19 protein-coding genes are annotated in these 21637 nt (G+C 73.7%); 9 read left to right on the top strand and 10 right to left on the bottom strand.

Annotated elements, in window-relative coordinates:
- Positions 1-909, top strand: a complete 909-nt coding sequence (cysD, locus tag ACI794_RS03135; RefSeq protein ID WP_456603448.1) for a sulfate adenylyltransferase subunit CysD — start codon at positions 1-3, stop codon at positions 907-909.
- Here cysD and ACI794_RS03130 read toward each other — a convergent pair.
- Complete coding sequence (locus ACI794_RS03130; RefSeq protein WP_456603449.1) at positions 900-1118, bottom strand: hypothetical protein; 219 nt, start codon at positions 1116-1118, stop codon at positions 900-902. The two genes, cysD and ACI794_RS03130, sit on opposite strands and share 10 nt — an antisense overlap.
- A 68-nt stretch (positions 1119-1186) precedes the next feature.
- On the opposite strand from ACI794_RS03130, the gene ACI794_RS03125 reads away from it, so the two are divergent.
- Positions 1187-2509 carry a sulfate adenylyltransferase subunit 1 gene (locus ACI794_RS03125; protein ID WP_456603450.1) on the top strand — a complete coding sequence of 441 codons (1323 nt, stop codon included), beginning with the start codon at positions 1187-1189 and terminating at the stop codon, positions 2507-2509.
- Positions 2510-2597: 88 nt separating this feature from the next.
- On the opposite strand, the gene ACI794_RS03120 is transcribed toward ACI794_RS03125, so the two are convergent.
- The 3 genes from ACI794_RS03120 to ACI794_RS03110 all read right to left on the bottom strand — a co-directional run bounded on the left by ACI794_RS03120 (position 2598) and on the right by ACI794_RS03110 (position 4629).
- Positions 2598-3914, bottom strand: a complete 1317-nt coding sequence (locus ACI794_RS03120) for a cytochrome P450 (RefSeq protein ID WP_456615653.1) — start codon at positions 3912-3914, stop codon at positions 2598-2600.
- 85 nt (positions 3915-3999) lie between these two features.
- Positions 4000-4164, bottom strand: coding sequence for a hypothetical protein (locus ACI794_RS03115; protein WP_456579812.1), 165 nt, complete (start codon positions 4162-4164; stop codon positions 4000-4002).
- Between the two features lie 75 nt (positions 4165-4239).
- Positions 4240-4629 (bottom strand): ATP-binding protein, encoded by a 390-nt coding sequence (locus ACI794_RS03110; RefSeq protein WP_456603452.1) that lies wholly within the window; start codon positions 4627-4629, stop codon positions 4240-4242.
- 209 nt (positions 4630-4838) lie between these two features.
- Here ACI794_RS03110 and ACI794_RS03105 point away from each other — a divergent pair, with 209 nt between their 5' ends.
- A complete protein-coding gene (locus ACI794_RS03105) occupies positions 4839-5201 on the top strand; it encodes a hypothetical protein (RefSeq protein WP_456615652.1) in 363 nt (120 codons plus the stop codon).
- On the opposite strand, the gene hrpA is transcribed toward ACI794_RS03105, so the two are convergent.
- A complete protein-coding gene (gene hrpA / locus ACI794_RS03100) occupies positions 5198-9160 on the bottom strand; it encodes an ATP-dependent RNA helicase HrpA (RefSeq protein ID WP_456615651.1) in 3963 nt (1320 codons plus the stop codon). The genes ACI794_RS03105 and hrpA overlap by 4 nt on opposite strands.
- Before the next feature lie 176 nt (positions 9161-9336).
- On the opposite strand from hrpA, the gene ACI794_RS03095 reads away from it, so the two are divergent.
- Together ACI794_RS03095 and ACI794_RS03090 are read left to right on the top strand one after the other, a co-directional pair.
- On the top strand, positions 9337-9843 hold the full coding sequence (locus ACI794_RS03095; RefSeq protein ID WP_456603455.1) for a MarR family winged helix-turn-helix transcriptional regulator: 507 nt from the start codon (positions 9337-9339) through the stop codon (positions 9841-9843).
- Positions 9840-11609, top strand: coding sequence for an MDR family MFS transporter (locus ACI794_RS03090; RefSeq protein ID WP_456615650.1), 1770 nt, complete (start codon positions 9840-9842; stop codon positions 11607-11609). The genes ACI794_RS03095 and ACI794_RS03090 overlap by 4 nt, the downstream gene beginning before the upstream one ends.
- A gap of 129 nt (positions 11610-11738) precedes the next feature.
- On the opposite strand, the gene ACI794_RS03085 is transcribed toward ACI794_RS03090, so the two are convergent.
- Complete coding sequence (locus ACI794_RS03085) at positions 11739-12908, bottom strand: zinc-dependent alcohol dehydrogenase (protein ID WP_456615649.1); 1170 nt, start codon at positions 12906-12908, stop codon at positions 11739-11741.
- Positions 12905-13351: a hypothetical protein gene (locus tag ACI794_RS03080; RefSeq protein ID WP_456581130.1), complete on the bottom strand. Its 447-nt coding sequence runs from the start codon at positions 13349-13351 to the stop codon at positions 12905-12907. The genes ACI794_RS03085 and ACI794_RS03080 overlap by 4 nt, the downstream gene beginning before the upstream one ends.
- A gap of 97 nt (positions 13352-13448) precedes the next feature.
- Here ACI794_RS03080 and ACI794_RS03075 point away from each other — a divergent pair, with 97 nt between their 5' ends.
- Positions 13449-15260: an acyl-CoA dehydrogenase gene (locus ACI794_RS03075; protein ID WP_456615648.1), complete on the top strand. Its 1812-nt coding sequence runs from the start codon at positions 13449-13451 to the stop codon at positions 15258-15260.
- Between the two features lie 66 nt (positions 15261-15326).
- Here the strand turns inward: ACI794_RS03075 and ACI794_RS03070 are convergent, their stop codons facing one another.
- Positions 15327-15497, bottom strand: a complete 171-nt coding sequence (locus ACI794_RS03070; RefSeq protein ID WP_456581128.1) for a hypothetical protein — start codon at positions 15495-15497, stop codon at positions 15327-15329.
- 192 nt (positions 15498-15689) lie between these two features.
- On the opposite strand from ACI794_RS03070, the gene ACI794_RS03065 reads away from it, so the two are divergent.
- Both ACI794_RS03065 and ACI794_RS03060 read left to right on the top strand, forming a co-directional pair.
- Entirely contained in the window at positions 15690-17201 is a 1512-nt protein-coding gene (locus tag ACI794_RS03065) for an MFS transporter (RefSeq protein WP_456615647.1), read from the top strand.
- Between the two features lie 107 nt (positions 17202-17308).
- Positions 17309-18349, top strand: a complete 1041-nt coding sequence (locus ACI794_RS03060; protein WP_456615646.1) for a YihY/virulence factor BrkB family protein — start codon at positions 17309-17311, stop codon at positions 18347-18349.
- Positions 18350-18570: 221 nt separating this feature from the next.
- On the opposite strand, the gene ACI794_RS03055 is transcribed toward ACI794_RS03060, so the two are convergent.
- Positions 18571-19278 carry a hemerythrin domain-containing protein gene (locus ACI794_RS03055; RefSeq protein WP_456615645.1) on the bottom strand — a complete coding sequence of 236 codons (708 nt, stop codon included), beginning with the start codon at positions 19276-19278 and terminating at the stop codon, positions 18571-18573.
- Positions 19279-19401: 123 nt separating this feature from the next.
- On the opposite strand from ACI794_RS03055, the gene ACI794_RS03050 reads away from it, so the two are divergent.
- Positions 19402-20583: an acyl-CoA dehydrogenase family protein gene (locus tag ACI794_RS03050; protein WP_456603462.1), complete on the top strand. Its 1182-nt coding sequence runs from the start codon at positions 19402-19404 to the stop codon at positions 20581-20583.
- Positions 20584-20664: 81 nt separating this feature from the next.
- Here ACI794_RS03050 and ACI794_RS03045 read toward each other — a convergent pair whose 3' ends face one another.
- Positions 20665-21561 (bottom strand): ABC transporter substrate-binding protein, encoded by an 897-nt coding sequence (locus ACI794_RS03045; RefSeq protein WP_456603463.1) that lies wholly within the window; start codon positions 21559-21561, stop codon positions 20665-20667.
- Positions 21562-21637 lie beyond the last annotated feature (76 nt).

The following is a 21637-nucleotide window of genomic DNA, read 5'->3' as shown; positions in this document are numbered from 1 at the left end:
GTGACGACGCCCGACTACCGGCTCAGCCAGCTGGAGACGCTGGAGGCCGAGTCCATCCACGTCATCCGTGAGGTGGTGGCCGAGCTCGAGCGGCCGGTGCTGCTCTTCTCCGGCGGCAAGGACTCCATCGTGATGCTGGAGCTGGCCCGCAAGGCGTTCGCGCCGGCCCGCATCCCGTTCCCCGTCATGCACGTGGACACCGGGCTGAACTTCCCCGAGGTGCTCGCCTTCCGCGACAAGCGGGTCGCGGAGCTCGACGTGCAGCTCGTGGTCGCCTCCGTGCCCGACGCCATCGCCGCGGGCACGGTCAAGGAGGAGCCCAACGGCTCCCGCAACCGCATCCAGACGCCGGTGCTGCTCGACGCGGTCGAGGAGCACGGTTTCACCGCGCTGTTCGGCGGCGCCCGGCGCGACGAGGACAAGGCGCGGGCCAAGGAGCGGGTCTTCTCCTTCCGCGACGAGTTCGGCCAGTGGGACCCCAAGAACCAGCGGCCCGAGCTCTGGGACCTCTACAACGGCCGCATCCACCTCGGTGAGTCGATCCGGGTGTTCCCGCTGTCGAACTGGACCGAGCTGGACATCTGGCAGTACATCCTGCGCGAGGAGATCGGCATCCCGGAGCTGTACCTGGCGCAGGAGCGGGACGTCGTCGAGCGCCAGGGGATGCTCTACGCGGTCAACGAGTTCATCCGGCCGCGCGAGGGCGAGCAGGTGCAGCGCCGGAGCGTCCGCTACCGCACGGTCGGTGACGCCAACCTGACCGCCGCCGTCCCCTCCACCGCCACCACGGTCGAGGAGGTCATCGCCGAGATCGCGGTGACCCGCATGACCGAGCGCGGCGCGACCCGCGGGGACGACAAGGTCAGCGACGCCGCGATGGAGGACCGCAAGAAGGAGGGCTACTTCTGATGGCCCTCCCTCGCGCGGCGGCGGCGCAGCGCCAGCAGCACCCGCAGCACGACGGCGAGCAGCAGCAGCCCCGTCACCCAGCCGGTCACCTCCGGCGTCCCGCCCGGCCGGGCGTCCAGCAGCCCGCACACCCAGTCCGCCACGGCGAAGCCGACGACGTAGCCCGCGACCACGACGAGCAGGCCCGGTACGGCGAGCAACACGAACACCCGCTGCCTCCCCGGTCGACGCACACCAGCGTCCGCCACGCCGCCGCCCTGCGCCAGGAGACCGCCCGATGACCGCTGCCCACCCCGACGCCCCGATCGACGTGCACTCGGCCGCCGCGGAGGCGGCCGCGGAGATCGCCACCGCGCGCAAGGACATCCTGCGCATCGCCACGGCCGGTTCGGTGGACGACGGCAAGAGCACGCTGATCGGCCGCCTGCTGTACGACAGCAAGGCCGTCTTCGAGGACCAGTACGAGGCGGTGGAGCGGGCCAGCAAGGGCGACTACGTCGACCTCGCGCTGCTCACCGACGGGCTGCGGGCCGAGCGCGAGCAGGGCATCACCATCGACGTCGCCTACCGGTACTTCGCGACCCCCCGGCGCACCTTCATCCTGGCCGACACCCCCGGCCACGTGCAGTACACGCGGAACATGGTCACCGGCGCCTCCACGGCCGACCTGGCGATCGTGCTGGTCGACGCCCGCAAGGGCATGCTGGAGCAGAGCCGGCGGCACGCCTTCCTCGCCTCGCTGCTGCGCGTGCCGCACCTGGTGGTCGCCGTCAACAAGATGGACCTCGTCGACTGGTCGGAGGAGGTCTACGAGGCGATCCGCGACGAGTTCACCTCGTTCGCCGCGAAGCTCGACGTCCCCGACCTGACCGTGGTGCCGATCTCGGCGCTGCACGGCGACAACGTCGTCCGCCGTTCGGAGAACACGCCCTGGTACCAGGGCTCGTCGCTGCTGCACCACCTCGAGCACGTCCACGTCGCCAGCGACCGCAACCTGGTCGACGTCCGGTTCCCGGTGCAGTACGTGATCCGCCCGCAGTCCGACGCGCACCACGACTACCGCGGCTACGCCGGGACGGTCGCCAGCGGTGTGCTGCGGCCCGGCGACGAGGTGCAGGTGCTGCCCAGCGGCCTCACGACGACGATCTCCGCCATCGACGGGCCGCGCGGCCCCGTCGACGAGGCCTTCGCGCCGATGTCGGTGACCGTCCGGCTCACCGACGACCTCGACGTCTCCCGCGGCGACCTGATCTGCCGGCCCGCGAACGCCCCGCACGTGACGCAGGACCTGGACGCGATGGTCTGCTGGATGACCGACGAGCCGCTGCGCCCCCGGCAGCGGCTGGCCGTCAAGCACACGACCCGGTCGGTGCGGGCGGTGGTCAAGGAGCTGCAGTACCGGCTGGACGTGAACACGCTGCACCGCGAGCAGGACGCCACCGAGCTCGGCCTGAACGACATCGGCCGGGTGCGGCTGCGGACCACGCAGCCGCTGTTCGTCGACCAGTACTCCCGCAACCGGGTGACCGGGCGCTTCATCCTCGTCGACGAGGCGACCAACGCGACCGTCGGCGCCGGGATGCTGGTCCCCGGCAGCTGAGGGAGGACCACCCTGCCCCCGACGCCTCGCACGCCCGGCGTGGGCCCCTGGAGGGTGGCCGATGGGGGTCCTGCCTCACCCGAGGGGGTCAGCGGAGCGTGACGGGGAGCGTCGCGAAGCCGCGCAGCGTCTGCAGGTCGCGGCGCACCGGGCGGCCCGCCACGCGCAGGCCCGGGAAGCGCTCGCCCAGCGCCTGGAGGCCCACCACGCCCTCCAGCCGGGCCAACCCGGCGCCCAGGCAGTAGTGGATGCCCCCGGAGAAGGCCAGGTGCTCGCGGGCGTTGGCGCGGGTGACGTCGAAGCGAGCCGGCTCGGGGAAGACGTCGGGGTCGCGGTTGGCCGCCCCCAGCAGCAGCGTCACCCGGGTGCCGGCGGCCACCCGCCGCCCGGCGAGCTCGACGTCCGCCCGCGCGCTGCGCCCGGTCAGCTGGACGGGGCTGTCCAGTCGCAGCACCTCCTCGACGGCGCCGTCCCACCCCGCCGCCCCGCCGCGGAGGGCGTCCCACTGGTCGCGGTGCGCGTCGAGCAGCACCACGGCGTTGCCGAGCAGGTTGACCGTCGTCTCGAAGCCCGCGCCCAGCAGCAGGAGCACCGTGGCGTGCAGCTCCCGGTCGCTCAACGCCTCGTCGGGCGCCAGCGTGACCAGCCGGCTCACCAGGTCGTCGGCGGGCTCCCGGCGCAGCCGGGCGAAGTGCTCGCCGAGGAAGCGGTGCATCCCGCGCAGCGCCCGCTCCGCGGCCAGGAAGCGGCCCAGCGGAAGGCCCGGGTCCAGGGTCGCGGCGGCCGCGGCGCCCCAACGGAGGAAGTCGTCGCGGCGTGCGGCGGGCACGCCCAGGAGCTCGGCGATGACGAGCACGGGCAGCTGCGCGGCGTAGGCCTCGACGAGGTCGACGACGCCGTCGCGGCCCTCGAGGTCGTCCAGCAGCCGGTCGGCGGTGCGCCGGACCGCCGGCTCGAACGCCGCCGTCGCCCGAGGGGTGAAGGCGCGGCTGACCAGCCGGCGGAAGCGGGTGTGGTCGGGCGGGTCCACGACCAGCATGGACGGCGGCTCCGCCACCCCTGCCGCGGAGGGGTCGTCCCCGAACTCCAGCGCCCAGCGCAGGACCCGCGGCGCGGCCGAGCGGTCCCAGCCGACGCCGAAGCGGTCGCTGCGCAGCACCTCCTGGGCGACCGGGTGGGAGGTCGTGACCAGCCCCAGGCTGCTGCCCGCGAGCGGCCCGCGGGCGCGCAGCTCCTCGTACAAGTCGTAGGGCTGCTCGCGGAGGACCGGATCGCGCATCAGCCGGCCGACGGCGTCACCACGGCGGGCGCTGCGGGACAGGTAGACGGCGGGGAGGGCGTGCCGGACGGCCCAGCGGGCCGCGGTGCGGGCGGGCCGGGCCAACTGCTCCGCTGCGGCGCTCATCACCGCAGTCTGCCAACGCGGGGCCGGGCACGGCACCGCCCCCGACCCGGGAGCGGGGCGGGGGCGGTGCGCGGGCTCGGGGCGGTCAGGCCTCGTCGCTGGGGGCGGGCGCGGCGCCCGGGTCGCCGTCCCAGTCCTTGCCCGCGACGTCGGCGTTCTCCGACGCGCTGTCGGTCTGGCCCGCCACGGTCTCGACCATCTCCTCGTCGGAGACGCCCTCACCGGCGGCGTGGGTGTTCGGCTCGCTCATCGCGCAGTCCCTTCCTTCGGCTGGCTTCCTCCTCGCCGGTCCCCGATCGGGCACCGCGGCAAACCAGCCGGTGGGTCACGGCCCGGGTGGACGAAGCTCGAACCACACCCGCTTTCCGTCGCGGTGGTCCTCGCACCCCCACCGGTCGGCGAGCAGCTCGATCATGAGCATCCCGCGGCCCCGGGGCCGGTCCGCGGAGAGCTGCTGCACCGCCGGCCGGGCCGGCGAGCAGTCGACGACGGCCAGGCGGAGCCAGTCATCGGAGAGGGTCGCCTCCACCGTGAGGCATGCGCTGCCGCCCACGTGGTCGACCACGTTGGCCACCAGCTCGGTCACCAGCAGGGCGGCGTCCTCGTGGTCCTGGCGGGCGCTCCAGGACCACAGCAGCTCGCGCACCAGCCGGCGGGCCGCCGGGACGCTGGCGGCGACCGGGGGGAGGTCGAGGCTGGCGCTGAGCGTGGACACGGGGTGCGGTTCCGATCTGCCGGCGGGCGGGGAGGCGGCCTGGTCGCCCGGTACCGGTGTCATCGGCGGACCGGAGCAGGAACTCGACTGGTTGTGCACAACATGACACGTCGGGGGGTCGGGCGCAACCCCCCTTGCCCCCCTGCCGGTTGTGCACTACTCATCGGGCTACAGTGTCACCCGTCCCCCCACCCCCGTGAGGAGCAGCGATGAGCAGCCCGCGCGGAACGCCGGACGAGCCGGCCGCGGAGGCGCTGGAGCGCCTCATCGCCTGCATCGACTCCTCCCTCGCCGAACTGGAGCACGCCCGCACCCGGGCCGACCTGCTGCTGAGCGAGCGCCGGGCCGGCCGGCCGTGGCTGGAGCTGGTGACCGAGGAGTCCGGCCCGCTCGTGGTCGAGAGCGTCTCGACGGTGCTCGCCTCGCTCGCCACGGCCGGCCACGCGTTCCGGCGGGAGGAGGCGGCGGCCCTGCAGCGCGAGCAGGTGAGCATCAACCGGATCGCCGCACTCTTCGGCGTCACCCGGCAGCGCATCTCGGCGCTGCTGAAGGAGGACGGGACGGGGAGCTAGACCCCGATCGCGTCGATCGCCTTGTAGATGCGCTGCTCGGACACCGGGCGGGGCGTGCCGACCTTCTGGGCGAACAGCTGCACCCGCAGCTCCTCGAGCATCCAGCGCACCCGGGTGACCGGGTCGTCGGGCGCCCCGGTCGGGGGCACCTGCCGCCGCAGCTGGTCGTACTCCGCCGTCACCGCCGCCACCTGCTGCATCCACAGCTCGTCGCGGACCGCGTTGGCCGGCAGCTTCTCCAGCCGGTGCGCCATCGCGGTGAGGTAGCGGACGAGGTCGGGCAGCCGCCGTCGCCCCGTCGCCGCGACGAAGCCGCGGTGCAGGAGCCCGGTCATCTGCCGCCGCAGGTCGGCCACGGCCGCATCGGGCACCCGCCGGGCGGGCGCGGAGCCGATCGCGCCCGCGACCTCGCGCGCCCGGGTCAGCACCGCCTCGACCCGGCGGACGGTCTCGGCGGTCAGCGGGTGGAGCTGCTGCTTCGCCGTCCCCACCAGCGCGGCGAAGACCTCCGGGTCCCGCGGCGGCCCGCCGACGGCGGCGATCAGCTCGTCGGCGGCGGCGTCCACGCAGTCGGCCACCAGGTCGGGGATCTCGCCGTCCGGGTTGAACTGCAGAGCCAGCCGGGTGGCCGGCCCCAGCCCCTTGACCACCTGCTTCACCGGTGAGCCGGCGACGAGGACCAGCAGCCGGCGGGCACCGCGCCAGGTCAGCCGCTGCGCCTCGGCCTCGGTCGGGACGACGCGGACGCCGACCGTCTCGCCCTCGTCGACCAGCGCCGGGAAGGCGGTGACGACGTGGTCGCCGCGGCGCACCTCCACCGTGCGGGGCAGCTCGCCGAACTCCCAGGACCTGCAGCCGGTGCGCTCCAGCTCCGAGGCAGCCCGCGCCAGGCTGGCCCGGGCCTGCGGGGCCACCTGCGCCTTGAGCGCGGCGAGGTCCTTGCCCGTGGCGAGGGGCCGGTGCTGGTCGTCGAGCACCCGGAAGGTGGCGCGCAGGTGGTCGGGCACCTGGTCGGGCTGCCACGCGTCCGGCGGGACGACCACGCCCGCGGCCCGGCGCAGCTCGCGCTCGAGCGCCGGCAGCAGCGGCTCGCCCGGGTCGATGCCCGGCAGCACCGCCCGCACCCGGTCGGGGATCGGCACCAGCGCCCGGCGCAGCTGCTTGGGAAGGGTGCGCAGCAGCGCCGTCACCAGCTCCTCGCGCAGCCCGGGGACGGTGAAGGCCAGGGACTCGCCCGACGTCCGCTGCGCCACCGAGTCGAGCACGCCCAGGGGCACGTCGACGGTCACGCCGTCCTCGGTGCTGCCGGGGGCGAACGCGTACGACAGGGGCAGCGTCAGGCCGCTGCCCGTCCCGCCCCCCGCCCCGGCATCCAGCCGCACCTCGTCGGGGAAGTCCTCCGGGCGCACCTGCGCCGCCGCGGCCGCGTTGGTGAGCATCTCCGGCGTGAAGGTCAGCAGGTCGGGCTGCTCGTGCCGCGCCCGCTTCCACCAGCGGTCGAAGTGCCGGGTGGAGACGACGTCGGCGGGGATCCGCCCGTCGTACAGCTCGAACAGCGTCTCGTCGTCGACGCCGATGTCGCGGCGGCGGGCCCGCTCCTCGAGCTCGGCGACCCGCTCGATGGCGCGCTGGTTCTCCGCCCAGAACCCGTGGTGGGTGGTCCACTCCCCCTGCACCAGGGCGTGCCGGATGAACAGCTCGCGGGAGACCACCGGATCGATGGAGCCGTACTGCACGCGCCGGCCGACCACCAGCGGCAGCCCGTAGAGGGTGACCCGCTCGGTGGCGACGACGGAGCCGCGCTTGGCGTCCCACCGCGGTTCGGAGTACTGGCGCTTGACCAGGTGGTCGGCCAGCCGCTCGACCACCTCGGGGTCGATGCGGGCGACCGTGCGGGCGAACAGCCGGCTGGTCTCGACCAGCTCGGCGGCCACCACCCAGCGCGGCGGCTTCTTCGCCAGCGGTGTACCCGGGGCGAGGACGAAGCGGGTGTTCCGGGTGCCCACGTACTCCCGGCCCGGCCGCCCTGGCTTGCCGTCCCGCTGCTTGACCGGCTCCGCCTGCATGCCGATCTGCGACAGCAACCCCGACAGCAGCGCGGCGTGGATGCCCTTCTCGTCGGGCTCGGCCGCCGGCTCACCGACCGTCATGCCCAGGCGCCGGGCGGTGCCGCGGAGCTGGCCGTGCAGGTCCTGCCACTCGCGGATGCGCAGGTAGTGCAGGAACTCCCGCTTCACCGTGCGCCGGAACTGGTTGCCGCTCAGCGCTGCCTGCTGCTCGCCGAGGTAGCGCCAGAGGTTGAGCAGCGCCAGGAAGTCGGAGTTCTCGTCGGCGAAGCGGCGGTGCAGCTCGTCGGCGGCCTGCTGGTGCTCGGTGGGCCGCTCGCGCGGGTCCTGGATCGTCAACCCGGCGGCGATCACCAGCACCTCGTCGAGGACCCCGCGCTCGTCGGCCTCCACCACCATGCGGGCCATGCGCGGGTCCAGCGGGAGGGCGGCCAGGGAGCGGCCGGTGCCGGTGAGCTTCCCGTGCTCGTCGAGGGCGTGCAGCTCCTCGAGCAGCGCCAGGCCGTCGGCGACGGCGCGCCGGTCCGGCGGGTCGACGAACGGGAAGTCCTCGACGGCCCCGAGGTCGAGCGCCGCCATCTGCAGCAGGACCGACGCCAGGTTGGTGCGCAGGATCTCCGGGTCGGTGAACTCGGGGCGGGACTCGAAGTCGGCCTCCGTGTAGAGCCGGATCGCGATGCCCGGCCCGAGGCGCCCGCAGCGGCCGGAGCGCTGGCGGGCCGAGGCCTGGCTCACCGGCTCGATCGGCAGCCGCTGCACCTTGGTGCGATGGCTGTACCGGGAGATGCGCGCGGTCCCGGGGTCGATGACGTAGCGGATCCCCGGCACGGTCAGCGAGGTCTCGGCCACGTTCGTGGCCAGCACGATCCGCCGCCCGGTGTGCGGGGCGAAGACCTTGTGCTGGTCGGCGGCCGACAGGCGCGAGTAGAGCGGGACGATCTCGGTGCCCGGCAGCGCGCGGTCGGCGAGCGCGTCCTGGGTGTCGCGGATCTCCCGCTCGCCGGCGAGGAAGACGAGGATGTCGCCGGGCCCCTCGGCCACCAGCTCGTCGACGGCGTCCAGGATCGCGGTGACCTGGTCGCGGTCCTCGTCCGCGTCCGGGTCGTCCGGGTCGACGATCGGCCGGTACCGGACCTCCACCGGGTAGGTGCGGCCGCTGACCTCCACGACCGGCGCGCCCCTGAAGTGGGCCGCCACCCGCTCGACGTCGATCGTCGCCGAGGTGATGACCAGCTTCAGGTCGGGCCGGCGCGGCAGGATCTGCGCGAGGTAGCCCAGCAGGAAGTCGATGTTGAGGCTCCGCTCGTGGGCCTCGTCGATGATGATCGTGTCGTACTGGCGCAGCAGCCGGTCGCGCCCGATCTCGGCCAGCAGGACGCCGTCGGTCATGAGCTTGACCAGCGTCGAGTCCGACACCTGGTCGTTGAAGCGCATCGTGAAGCCGACGGCCTCGCCCAGCGGCGTCGCCAGCTCCTCCGCGATCCGCTCGGCCACGCTGCGCGCGGCGATCCGGCGGGGCTGGGTGTGCCCGATCCGGCCCCGCACGCCCCGGCCCAGCTCGAGGGCGATCTTGGGCAGCTGGGTCGTCTTGCCCGACCCGGTCTCGCCCGCGACCACCACCACCTGCGCGTCGCGGAGCGCGGCCGCGATGTCCTCGCGGCGGGCGCTGACCGGCAGGTCCTCCGGGTAGGAGATCGCCGGCACGGCGGCCCGGCGCCGCGCCATCCGCTCCTCCGCCGCCGCGACGTCGGTCGCGAGGCGCTCGCGCTGCTGCTCGCGGGCGCGGGCGTCCTTCGTCCGGCGCAGCCCGTCGAGCCGGCGACGCAGCCGGTGCTCGTCGGCGAGGGTGAGCTGCGACAGCCGCGACCGCAGGTCCTCGTGCAGGGCGGTCACGGCGGTTCTCGCGCTCCTCTCCGGTCCGGTGACGTCACCGCCGACGGGTGACCCCTTCCAGCATCGCACCGTCTCCCGGGCGTGCCGGAGGGCACAGGAGAACCAGATGCATGCGCCTTACAACAAGGTGTAGCGTGCATCCAGTCATTCCCTCTGCCCCGCATCCGAGGAGCTCTGTGACGGACACCTCCGCCGCCGGCGACCGACGCGGCTCCGCCGTCGGCGCCCTCGGCGAGCAACTGCCCCGCTTCATGCGGCTCATGCACGGGCTGAAGAGCCAGCACACCGCCGAGGGCGGGCGCGATCGCGCGGCCCACGTGCTGCTGTTCCCGCTGTGCCGGCTCGGTCCGCTCCGCCAGGGAGCACTCGCCGACCTGGTGCACGCCGACCCCTCCACGGTCAGCCGGCACGTGACCCTGCTGGTGGAGCAGGGGCTGGTCCGCCGCGCGGCCGACGAGTCCGACGGCCGGGCCAGCAACCTCGTCGTCACCGACGCGGGGCGCGCGCAGCTCGACAGGCTCCGCGTCGAGCGCGAGTCCTACCTCCGCCAGGTGACCGCCGACTGGACCGAGGACGAGCTGCAGACCTTCACCACGCTCTTCGACCGGCTGCTCGACGGCGTCGCGGCCACCCTCCCCTCCGACCCCATGTCCACACCTCCCGACCGGACGGTTCCCGCATGACCTCCACCCGCACGAGCTCCGCCGAGCGCCGGGGTGCCCGGGCGGCCGCCGCCGCGCCGGACGCCGGCGGCGTCTTCAGCCACCGGCAGATCGTCACGATCCTGGCCGGCCTGATGGTCGCGATGTTCCTGGCCGCGCTGGACCAGACCGTCGTCTCCACCGCGATCCGCACCATCGCCGACGACCTGCAGGGCTACGACCTCCAGGCGTGGGCGACGACGGCCTTCCTGATCACGTCGACGATCTCGACGCCGCTGTACGGGAAGCTGTCCGACATCTACGGCCGCCGGCCGTTCTACCTGTTCGCGATCGGCATCTTCGTCGTCGGCTCGGCCCTCTGCGGCCTCGCCGACACGATGTACCAGCTCGCCGCCTTCCGGGCGGTGCAGGGCATCGGCGCGGGCGGCCTGATGTCGCTGGCCCTGGCGATCATCGGCGACATCGTGCCGCCGCGGGAGCGCTCGAGGTACCAGGGCTACTTCATGGCCGTCTTCGGCACGTCGAGCGTGCTGGGCCCGGTCATCGGCGGCTCCTTCGCCGGCCAGGGGTCGCTGCTCGGCGTCGACGGCTGGCGCTGGATCTTCTGGGTCAACGTGCCCCTGGGCGTGGTCGCGTTCCTCGCCGTGTGGCGGGTGCTGCACCTCCCGCACGAGAGCCGCCCGCACCGCATCGACTGGCCGGGCGCCCTGGCGCTCATCACCTTCCTGGTGCCGCTGCTCGTCGTCGCCGAGCAGGGCCGGATCTGGGGGTGGGCCTCCCAGGGAGCCCTCACCTGCTACGTGATCGGCGCCGTCGGTTTCGCGGTGTTCGTCCTCGCCGAGCGCGCCTACGGGGACGACGCCCTGCTGCCGCTGCGGCTGTTCCGCAACCGCAGCTTCGCGGTGAGCGGCGTCGGCAGCATCGTCATGGGGGCCGGCATGTTCGGCGGCCTGCTCCTGCTGCCGCAGTACCTGCAGATCGTGCAGGGCTCGAGCGCGACCGTGGCCGGGCTGCAGATGATCCCGCTGGTCGCCGGCATCATGGTCGGCGCGATGAGCTCGGGCATCGCGATCTCGAGGACCGGCAAGTACAAGGTCTTCCCGCTCGTCGGCATCGCCCTCATGGTCACCGCGCTGCTCTCGATGTCCTTCCTCGTCGAGGCCGACACCTCGGTGTGGACCCTGGTGCCGTTCATGGTCCTGCTCGGCCTCGGGCTGGGCTTCAACTTCCAGCCGGTCATCCTCGCCGTGCAGAACGCCGTCTCCCCACGGGAGATGGGCGTGGCCACCTCCTCGGTGACCTTCTTCCGCCAGATGGGCGGCACCATCGGGACGGCGGCGTTCCTGTCCATCCTGTTCACCCGGCTGCCGCAGGACATCGACGCCGCCGTCCAGGAGACGGTGCGGACGAACCCGGAGCTGGCCCCGCAGTTGCAGCAGCTGGGCGCCGGCAGCGCGGGTGCGCTGGACGACACCTCCTTCATCCAGGAACTCCCGGCCGCCCTCGCCGAGCCCTTCAAGGTCGGCTTCTCGAACTCGATCGACCTGGTCTTCCTCATCGCCGCCTGCGTCGTGGCGATCGGGTTCTTCGTCTTCCTGTTCCTGCCGCAGCTCGCACTCAGCACCCAGTCGGGCATCCAGGCGCGGCAGGGCGCGGCGGCTGGGACGGCGACCAGCGACCCGGGCGACCCCGCGGAGGAGGCGATCGAGGCGGTGGGCGCCGCGGCGCCCACGTCGGTCCCGCCACCGGTGGGGCAGCCGGGCGAGGACCCGCGCGCCCCGCGCTGAGCGCAGCGAGGCCATCGAACGGTGCGCGGCGGCGTGGGGGCCGGAGGCCTCCCGCCGCCGTGCACTCTCGCGCTCAGCACCCGCCGGCAACGGCTCCTGGTCGCGGTGGTCGTCCCGAGGACGACGGTGTCACGGCTGGAAGACCGACCGGACGCAGCCGTCCTCCTTGTCCTTGAACAGCTGGTAACCCCGGGGCGCCTCGGTGAGCGGCATGACGTGGGTGGCCAGGTGCTCCGTGACGAGGTCGCCGGACTCCATGCGGCGCAGGAGCTCCGGGATGTAGCGCTGCGCGTGCACCTGGGCGCCGCGGATCGTCAGCCCCTTGTTCATGGCCGCGCCCAGCGGGAACTTGTCCACCATCGCGGCGAAGACGCCCAGGGTGAAGACCGAGCCGCCCTTGCGGCAGGCCATGATCGCCTCCCGGACGGCGGTCGGCCGGTCGGTCTGCAGCCGCAGCTGCTGCTTGACCTGGTCGTAGATGCCGGGCGCACCGGCTGCGTGCGCCTCCATGCCGACCGCCTCGATGCACACGTCCGGGCCGCGGCCACCGGTGCGCTCGCGCAGCTCGGCCAGGACGTCGGTGGCGGTGTAGTCCACGACCTCCGCGCCCACGTGGCTGCGCACCTGGTCCAGTCGCTCGGGGATCCGGTCGATCACCACCACCTGCTCGGCGCCCAGCAGCATCGCCGCGCGGGCGGCCATCTGCCCCACTCCCCCGGCGCCCCACACCGCGACGACGTCGCCCGGCCCGGTGCCGGCGAGGTCCGCGCCCATCCAGCCGGTCGAGGCGGCGTCGGAGGCGAACAGGGCGCGGGTGTCCGAGATCCCCTCGGGGACGACGAAGGTGCCCACGTCGGCGTAGGGCACCCGCATGTACTCGGCGTGGCTGCCCGCGTAGCCACCCATCGCGTGGGAGTAGCCGAAGCAGCCGCCGGGGCTCTGACCCCACAGCCCCTCGGTGATGCCCGGGTCGGGGTTGCCGTTGTCGCACAGCGAGTGCTGCCCCTGCGTGCAGTACCAGCAGTTGCCGCAGGCGGCGAACGGCGCGACGACGACGCGGTCGCCGACCTTCCGGTCGCGGACCTCCTTGCCGACCTCGACGACCTCCCCGATGAACTCGTGGCCGATCACGTCGCCGGCGCGCATGAAGGGGATGTAGCCGCCGATGAGGTGCAGGTCGGAGCCGCAGGTCACGCTCTGGCGGATCTTCAGGATCACGTCGCGGTCGTTGAGGATGGTGGGCTCGGGGACGTCCTCGACCGCGACCTCGTTGACGCCCGCCCAGGTCGCCGCCTTCACAGCACGCCCTCCTTGCCGGCACGCGCGGTCATGCCCTCCAGCACCGCGCCCTGCGGCGTCGGCTTCCGGTGCCCGTGCGGCTGCGGGTCCACGCGCAGCACCTCACCGACCTCCAGCAGCTGCTTGGCCTCGCGCAGCGCCGACCGCAGCTCACCGACCTCCCGCTCCGAGGGCGTGCCCCGGAAGCGCGCGGCCAGCTCGGTCCCGCGGTCGCCCGGCGCCGGCGCGGTCCGGACCTCGATCCGGTCGCCGAAGCCGTCCAGCGGCGGGGGCAGCGGCCCGACGTCCTCGGGGGAGCGCAGCACGGTGACCGCACGCCAGCGGCGTGCGGCGGTACGCGGGTCGTCGGTCACCGACGCCTGGCCCACGCCGGGGAGGCGGACGTGCTGGAGAGTGCTCAGGAGCGCCCCTCCGGCGCGGCTGACGATGGCGGGTAGCTCCATGCCTGCTCCTCGGTCGACGACGGTCCCCGACCTACCCGCGCAGCCCCCCGGGGCAACCGGCCTACTGTGAGGCGGTTCGCACCGACCCGTCGCCCCCGTGCCTGGAGACCTCGTGCCGTCGTCGTCGCTGATCCTGTCCCGCCGTGACCTGGACTTCCTGCTCAACGAGTGGCTCGACGTCGAGTCCCTGACCAAGCGGTCCCGGTTCACCGAGCACTCCCGGGAGACGTTCGACGCGGTCCTGGACCTGGCCGAGCAGATCGCCACCGACCACTTCGCCCCGCACAACCGCAAGGCCGACGAGAACGAACCGCGGTTCGTCGACGGCAAGGTCGAGCTGATCCCGGAGGTCGCCGAGGCGCTCCGCGTCTTCGCCGAGGCGGGGCTGATGGCCGGCGAGTTCGACGAGGAGTTCGGCGGCATGCAGCTGCCGCACGTGGTCGGCCAGGCCGTCTTCGCCTGGTTCAAGGCGGCCAACGTGGGCACGTCGGCCTACCCCTTCCTGACGATGGGCAACGCCCGTCTGCTGCTGGCGCACGGCAGCCGCGAGCAGATCGACACCTACGTGGCGCCCGAGATCGAGGGCCGCTGGTTCGGCACCATGGCCCTCTCCGAGCCGCAGGCCGGCTCCTCGCTCGCCGACATCACCACCAAGGCCGTCCCGCAGGACGACGGGACCTACCGGCTCAGCGGCAACAAGATGTGGATCTCCGGCGGCGACCACGAGCTGACCGAGAACATCGTCCACCTGGTGCTGGCGAAGATCCCGGGTGGCCCGCCCGGGGTGAAGGGCATCTCGCTGTTCATCGTCCCGAAGTTCCTGGTCGAGGAGGACGGCTCCCTGGGCGAGCGCAACGACGTCGTCCTGGCCGGGCTCAACCACAAGATGGGGTACCGGGGGACGACGAACACGCTGCTCAACTTCGGCGAGGGCGTGCACACCCCCGGCGGGCAGCCCGGCGCCGTCGGCTACCTGGTGGGCGAGCCGCACAAGGGCCTGACCTACATGTTCCACATGATGAACGAGGCCCGGATCGGTGTGGGGATGGGCGCCACGGTGCTGGGCTACACCGGCTACCTGCACGCGCTGGAGTACGCGCGCACGCGCACCCAGGGCCGCCCGGCCGGCGCCAAGGACCCCGCCTCCCCGATGGTGCCGATCGTCGAGCACCCCGACGTCCGGCGGATGCTGCTGGCCGCCAAGTCGTACGCCGAGGGCGGCCTCGCCCTGGGGCTCTACTGCGCGAAGCTCGTCGACGAGGAGCAGACGGCGGAGACCCAGGAGGAGCGGGGCCGCGCCCACCTGCTGCTGGACATGCTGACGCCGGTCGCGAAGGCGTGGCCCTCGCAGTGGGGCCTGGCCGCCAACGACCTCGCGATCCAGGTGCACGGCGGCTACGGCTACACCCGCGACTACCCGGTGGAGCAGTTCTACCGGGACAACCGGCTCAACCCGATCCACGAGGGCACCCAGGGCATCCAGTCGCTCGACCTGCTCGGCCGCAAGGTGGTCATGCAGGGCGGGGCCGGTCTGGCGCTGCTGGGCGAGACGATCTCCGCGACGACCGCCCGCGCCGCCGGGACGCAGTGGGCCGGCTTCGCCGCCGACCTCGACGCCGCCGTCGCCCGGATGGGATCGGTGACGGCGACCCTGTGGGGCACCGGCGACCCCGACCTCGCGCTGGCCAACTCGCACGTCTACCTGGAGGCCGCCGGGCACGTCGTCGTCGCCTGGCTGTGGCTCGAGCAGGCGCTGGCCGCCGAGGCGGGCAGCACGGACTTCCACGAGGGCAAGCGCGCCGCGGCCCGCTACTTCTGGCGCTGGGAGCTGCCCCGCACCCGCGCCTGGTTCGACCTGCTGGAGTCCCTGGACCGCACGGTGCTCGACGCCCGCGACGCCTGGCTCTGAGACCTCCCTCAGGGACGACGACGCCCCGCCGTCCAGGAGGACGGCGGGGCGTTCGGGGTCGTCCCGTCAGGCGCGCACGGCCCCCACGGACTCGGAGCCGGAGCGGCGGGTGTTCGCGGCGCGGCTGGCCGCGCGCTGCTCCTGCTCGTACCGGGCGGTGGACTGGGTGCCCATCGCGATGACCAGGGCCGTCAGGACCAGGAACCCCAGCAGGGTCACGGCCGGCCACAACATCATCAGATCGCTCTCCTCGTCGAACTCGCGGATGCCGCCGCCGGGTCAGGGGCGGTGGCACGTCATCGGGCCTGACTGTCCCCCGACCGGCCCTGTCTCAATCGTCGGATCCGAGAGTTCACCTGAGGGGGTGTGACACGTTGCACACAGGCCATCCCGGGTAGGCGCGGAACCGGGGCGTGGTTGCATCAGGACGTGCCCGAACCCACAGCAGCGCCTCGGGCCGGTGCGGGTGCCGGCACGCGGCCGCTGGCGCTGGTCGTGGCCCTCTCCCTCGGCGTCACCACCCTCTCGCTCCTGCAGAGCCTCGTCGTCCCGGCGCTGGGGCGGATCGAGGAGCAGCTCGGCGTCTCCCCGGGCGCGGCCGGCTGGGTGCTCACCGCCAACCTGCTCGCCGCTGCCGTCCTGACCCCGGTCCTGGGCCGGCTGGGCGACCTCCGGGGCGCGCGCCCGGTCATCCTGGGCATCCTGGTCGCGGTCTCGCTGGGCACGCTGCTGATCGTCCTGACGGAGTCCCTGCCCCTGCTGCTGGTGGGCCGGGTCCTGCAGGGGGCGTCCTACGGCCTCTTCCCCCTGTCGATCAGCGTGCTGCGCCGGGAGCTCCCCGAGGCCCGGCTCAGCGTGGCGATGTCGGTGGTCAGCAGCACGCTCGCCGTCGGCGGGGTGGTCGGGCTGGTCGCCACCGGGCTCATCACCGGGGACGACGGCGACTACCGGCACGCCTTCTGGCTGGGCCTGGGCGTCGCCCTGCTCGCCCTGGTGCTCGCCGCCTGGCTGCTCCCCCGCCGCCCGGCCTCCGCCCGCGGTCGGGTCGACTGGTGGGGCGCGCTGGTGCTCGGCCTCGGCCTGGTCCTGCTGCTGCTGCCGCTCTCGCAGGGGCCCGCCTGGGGCTGGGTCTCCCCGGGGACCCTGGGGTGCGCCGCGGGCGCGGTCGCCGTCCTCGCCGGGTGGGTCGTGCTGCAGCGGCGGACCGCCGAGCCGCTGGTGCGGCCGGGGATGCTCACCGACCGGCGGACCGTCGTCCCCAACGTCGCCGGCGTCATGAGCGGCATCGCGCTGTTCGCCTCCTTCCTCGCCGTCCTGCAGTACGTGCAGGCCGACCCGGCGGTCGCCGGGTACGGGTTCGACGCGAGCGTCCTGGAGGCCGCGGTGGTCTACCTGCTGCCCGGTGGGGTGGCGGGCATCCTGCTCGCACCGTTCGCCGGCCGGGTCGTCGGCCGGGTGGGCGGCCTGCCGACGCTCACCGCGGGTGCCGTGTTCGGCATCGCGGGCTTCGGGTTCCTGGCCGGCGCGCGCGGCGAGCCGTGGCTGGTCGTCGTCGCCGGCCTGCTGACCCAGGTGTCGGTGACGGTGGCCTACGCGGCCCTGCCGGCGCTCGTGGTCGACGCCGTCCGGGAGGACGAGACGGGCGTGGCCAACGCGGTGAACTCGATCGCCCGCTCGGTCGGCCAGGCGCTGGGCAGCACGCTCGCCGTCACGCTGATCGCGGGCACCCTCGACCCCGCCACCGGCCTGCCACGCGCCCTGGCCTTCACGCTGGTCGCGCTCATCGGGGCGGGCGCCTCGGTCGTCGTCGTGCTGGTGGCCCTGATCGGGGTGCGCGGCGACCGGCGCGGCGGGCCCCACCGGCGCCACGACCCGCTCGCCGACGTGGAGGAGGCCACCGCGGGCGCCGGTGAGTGGTCCCCGGTCTCCGGGGTGCGCTGAGCTCACCGACACAGGTGCCGCACAACCGTTACCGGCGCGTCCGGCATGGAACCCCCCCGTCCGGGGCAACGAGAGGTGCGACCGCCCTCGTCCCTGGAGGACCCCACATGGCACGACCCACCGGCTCGTCCAGCCGTGCGAAGGCTGAAACGCGCTTCGACGACAACCGCGCAGGCGGCGATCCCGCTCCGCAGGACGACAACATCAGCGGCACGCGGGCCGACTACGCGCCCACGGGCGCCGACCCCAAGCCCACGACGGGCGGCACGCTCAAGCGGAGCGTCAAGGAGTTCAGCGAGGACAACCTCACCGACTGGGCGGCGGCGCTGACCTACTACGGCGTCCTGGCGCTGTTCCCCGCGCTGACCGCCCTGGCCGCCATCGTCGGCCTCTTCACCGACCCCGAGGAGCTCACCACCGCGCTGACGGCGGTGGTTCCCCAGTCCGCGGCGGAGACCCTCAACCCCGTCATCGAGGACGTCGCCGGGCAGAGCGCACCGCTGGGCTTCGCCCTGGTGCTCGGTCTCGTCGGTGCCCTGTGGACCGCGTCGGGCTACGTGGGCGCCTTCACCCGCGCCGCGAACGTCGTCTACGAGACGCGCGAAGGCCGCAAGGTCTGGAAGCTCAAGCCGCTGCAGATCCTGATCACCCTGGTCGGCATCCTCTTCGCGGCGCTCATCGTGGCGATGCTGGTGCTCAGCGGCCCGGTGGTCGACGCGATCGGCCAGGCCATGGGCCTGGGCGAGACCGTCCTGACCGTGTGGACCTGGGCCAAGTGGCCGGTCATCCTCGTGATCCTCGCGCTGATGGTCGCGGTGCTCTACTACTCGACGCCGAACGCCAAGCTGCGCGGCTTCAAGTTCGTGAGCCCCGGTGCGGGCGTCGCCATCCTGGTGGCGGTCGTGGCCTCGGCCGCCTTCGCCTTCTACGTGGCGAACTTCGGCAGCTACAACGCCACCTACGGGGCGCTCGCCGGTGTGGTGATCTTCCTGATCTGGTTCTGGCTGATCAACGTGTCGCTGCTGTTCGGCATCGAGCTCGACGCCGAGGTGGAGCGCACCAAGGAGCTGAAGGAGGGCGTGCCGCGGGCGGAGAAGGAGATCCAGCTCGACGCCCGCGACGAGCCCGACGACAAGCAGACCACCTGAGACAGGCCCGCTCCTGCCCGAGTGCGACACAGCGCCGACGGCCCCCTCCCGCTGCGGGAGGGGGCCGTCGCGTGCCCGGGCCCGGTCGACCTCGCCGTACGTCAGCCGGGCGCGCGGTGGGTCGCGAGGTCCGCTCCAGTGCCGCGAGGTCGAGCGCGCCTCCGGGACGGCCGTGGACCGGCGGAGGGGCCGGCACCGTGGGCGCCGGGCCCTCCGCCGGGTCAGCGGCTGGTCGGCGGCTCGTCCCCCCGCCGGCTCAGCGGCACCCGCTCGACCAGCCCGGCCAGCGCGCCCAGGCCCTGGCTCACCGCCCGCCCGGCCGGGGCGAACCGGTCCGGCACCCGGCGCGTTCCGGCGTCGACGGCGTCGCGGGTGCGGTCGATCAGCGACAGCGGCAGGCCGGAGAGCGCGTTCCCCGGAGGCCGTCGCGACACGGTCGGGTGCGGCCGCGTGGGCGAGATCCGGGCCATGAGCGCCCAGCGCCGACCCAGCGCCCGCAGCTCGTCGGGGGTCAGCCGCTCCTGGAGCCGGGGCAGCATCACGTCCTCCTCGTCGCGGACGTCCTCTCGCAGCACCTCGACCAGCCGCCGCAGCCGGGCGGGGCGTCCGGGGTCGTCGAGGCCGTCGCGCTCGAGCGCGCTGACCAGCTCGTTCACCTCCTGGTGCTCCTCCTCCACCTGCAGGGTCAGCGCGTCGCCGTCGGGCAGCACCCGCCGGATCACCGGCCACAGCACCGTCTCCTCCGCGAAGGCGTGGCTGAACACCAGCCGGTCGATGCGGGTGAGCACCTCCTCCTGCGCAGCGCCCTCCGCGCCGTCGAGCTCGTGCAGGAGCCGGTCGAGCTCCTCGTGGTCACGGCGCTGGCGGGCGAGCACGCTGCCCGGCCCGCCCAGCTCCTCGATGGTCTGGTCGGCGATGGATCTCGTCACGGGGGTTCCTCCGGTCGGTCGGTCGGGCTTCTGTGCCCGCGGCGCCCGCACCGCACGCCTGGTTGCCACCACCGCCCCCGGGTACGTGCAGGCCACCGATCCCACCCAGGAGGCCGTACCGCGATGAGCGACGCGTCGACGATCACGTCCGACTTCTACGACCTCGAGGCGCTCCTCGACGACGAGGACCGGGCGCTGCTGCACCGGGTGCGCACCTTCATGGACGAGCAGGTCACGCCGATCATCAACGAGTACTGGACCCGGGCGGAGTTCCCCCGCCAGCTCATCCCCGGCATCGCCGAGCTCGGCATCGCCGGCGTCTCGATCCAGGGCTACGGCTGCCGCGGCCGCTCGCCGCTGCTGGACGGCATGATCGCCATGGAGCTGTCCAAGGGCGACCCGTCGATCGCCACGTTCATGGGCGTCCACGGCGGCCTGGCCATGGGCTCGGTCTACCTGTGCGGCTCCGAGGAGCAGAAGGAGCGCTGGCTGCCGGCGATGGCCCGGATGGAGCTGATCGGCGCGTTCGGGCTGACCGAGCCCGACCACGGCTCCGACGTCGCGCGCGGCCTGCAGACGACCTGCCGCCGCGAGGGCGACACCTGGGTGCTCGACGGCGAGAAGAAGTGGATCGGGAACGCCAGCTTCGCCGACCTGATCATCATCTGGGCGCGCGACGTGGAGACCGAGCGGGTGCTCGGCTTCGTCGTCGAGCAGGGGACGCCGGGCTTCACCGCCGTCGACCTCAAGGACAAGATCGCGCTGCGGGCCGTGCAGAACGCGCACATCACCCTGGAGGGCGTGCGGGTGCCCGAGGAGAACCGGCTGCAGGAGGCGCACAGCTTCCGGGCAACCGCCGACGTGCTGCGCATGACCCGCGCCGGCGTCGCCTGGTCGGCCGTCGGCTGCTCGCGCGGCGCCTACGAGCACGCCCTGAGGTACGCCAAGGAGCGGGAGCAGTTCGGCCAGCCCATCGTGGAGTTCCAGCTGGTGCAGGACCTGCTGGTGCGGATGCTCGGGAACATCACCGCCTCGGCCGCGATGTGCACGCGGCTCTCCCACCTGCAGGGGGCCGGCACGATGACCGACGAGCAGGCCTCGCTGGCCAAGGCGTTCTGCACCATGCGGATGCGCGAGACCGTCGGCTGGGCCCGCGAGCTGATGGGCGGGAACGGCATCCTGCTGGAGAACCACGTCGGCCGGTACGTCGCCGACGCCGAGGCGATCTACTCCTACGAAGGCACCCGCGAGGTGAACACGCTCATCGTGGGGCGCGGTGTGACGGGGAGCAGCGCGATCGTCTGACGACAGCCCCGTGAGCATCGCGGCGAGCGCCGGCGAGCGAGGAGCGGGGCGCGGAGCAGGACCGGCGGCATCGTCTGACCCCTACTGGGCGGCCCACCAGGCCCGCGCGGCCTCGGCCGGGGTCCGCCCGTCGAACTCCACGGCGCGGTTGAGCTCGACCAGGTCGCCGGTGGTCAGCCGCGCGCTCGTGCCGTCCAGGGCCTCGCGCAGGGGCTCGCCCCACCGGTCCAGCGCCTCCGCCCGGACCATCGGGACGACGTTCTCGCGGGGCTGCAACCCGCGGTCGTCGGCCAGCAGGACGACGGGCGCCACCGCCAGCCGCGCGTCGGTGGTCTCGAGCATCCCCACCTGCACCTGGCCCGACAGCAGCGCCTCGAGCGTCGCCGCCCGCGACGGCATGCTGGTCACCGTCCCGAACCGCAACCCGTACACCTCGTCGAGGCCGACCAGGCAGAACGGGCGGTCGGGGCACTCCGGCGGCCCGCCGAAGGCGAGGTCACCGGCGAGCGGGGCCAGGTCCGACAGCCGGCTCACCCCGTGCTCGGCGGCGAACTGGGCGGTGACGACGAAGCCGTTCTGGTCCTCCGCCGCGGCGGGGGTCAGCACGTCCACCCCGCGGCCGCCCATCGTGCGGGAGAGCACGGCGTGCATCTGCCCGGGCTCCGCCGGCGGGCGCGGGAACTGCGGGCGGGCGAAGGAGAGCGCCGTCCCGAGGTAGTCGACCACGACGTCCACCAGACCCTGCTGCAGCGCCGGCGAGACCACCTCGCGGGTGCCGATGCCGTGCTGCACCGAGACCGGGAGGCCACGGTTCCGGACCGCCTCGGCGTAGACCTCCACGAGGATCTGGTTCTCCGTGAAGTCGTAGGAGGCGAACCGGATCACCTCCGGCTCCGGCGGCGGCGCCTCCGCGGGGGTGCAGCCGGCCAGCACGGCCAGCGCCAGGAGCACCGCTCCGACGGACCTGCCAGCGCGCACGGCACCCACCTCCCGCGGCTGGCCACCGTAGCGCCGCAGCGGGCGGAAAGGGATGGTCCGCACGCGGGTGGAGGTG

The sequence above is a fragment of the Blastococcus sp. SYSU DS0541 genome (assembly GCF_054050875.1).
The sequence above is the reverse complement of the archived record's forward strand: the minus strand, read 5'-3'. Positions and strand labels throughout refer to the sequence as shown.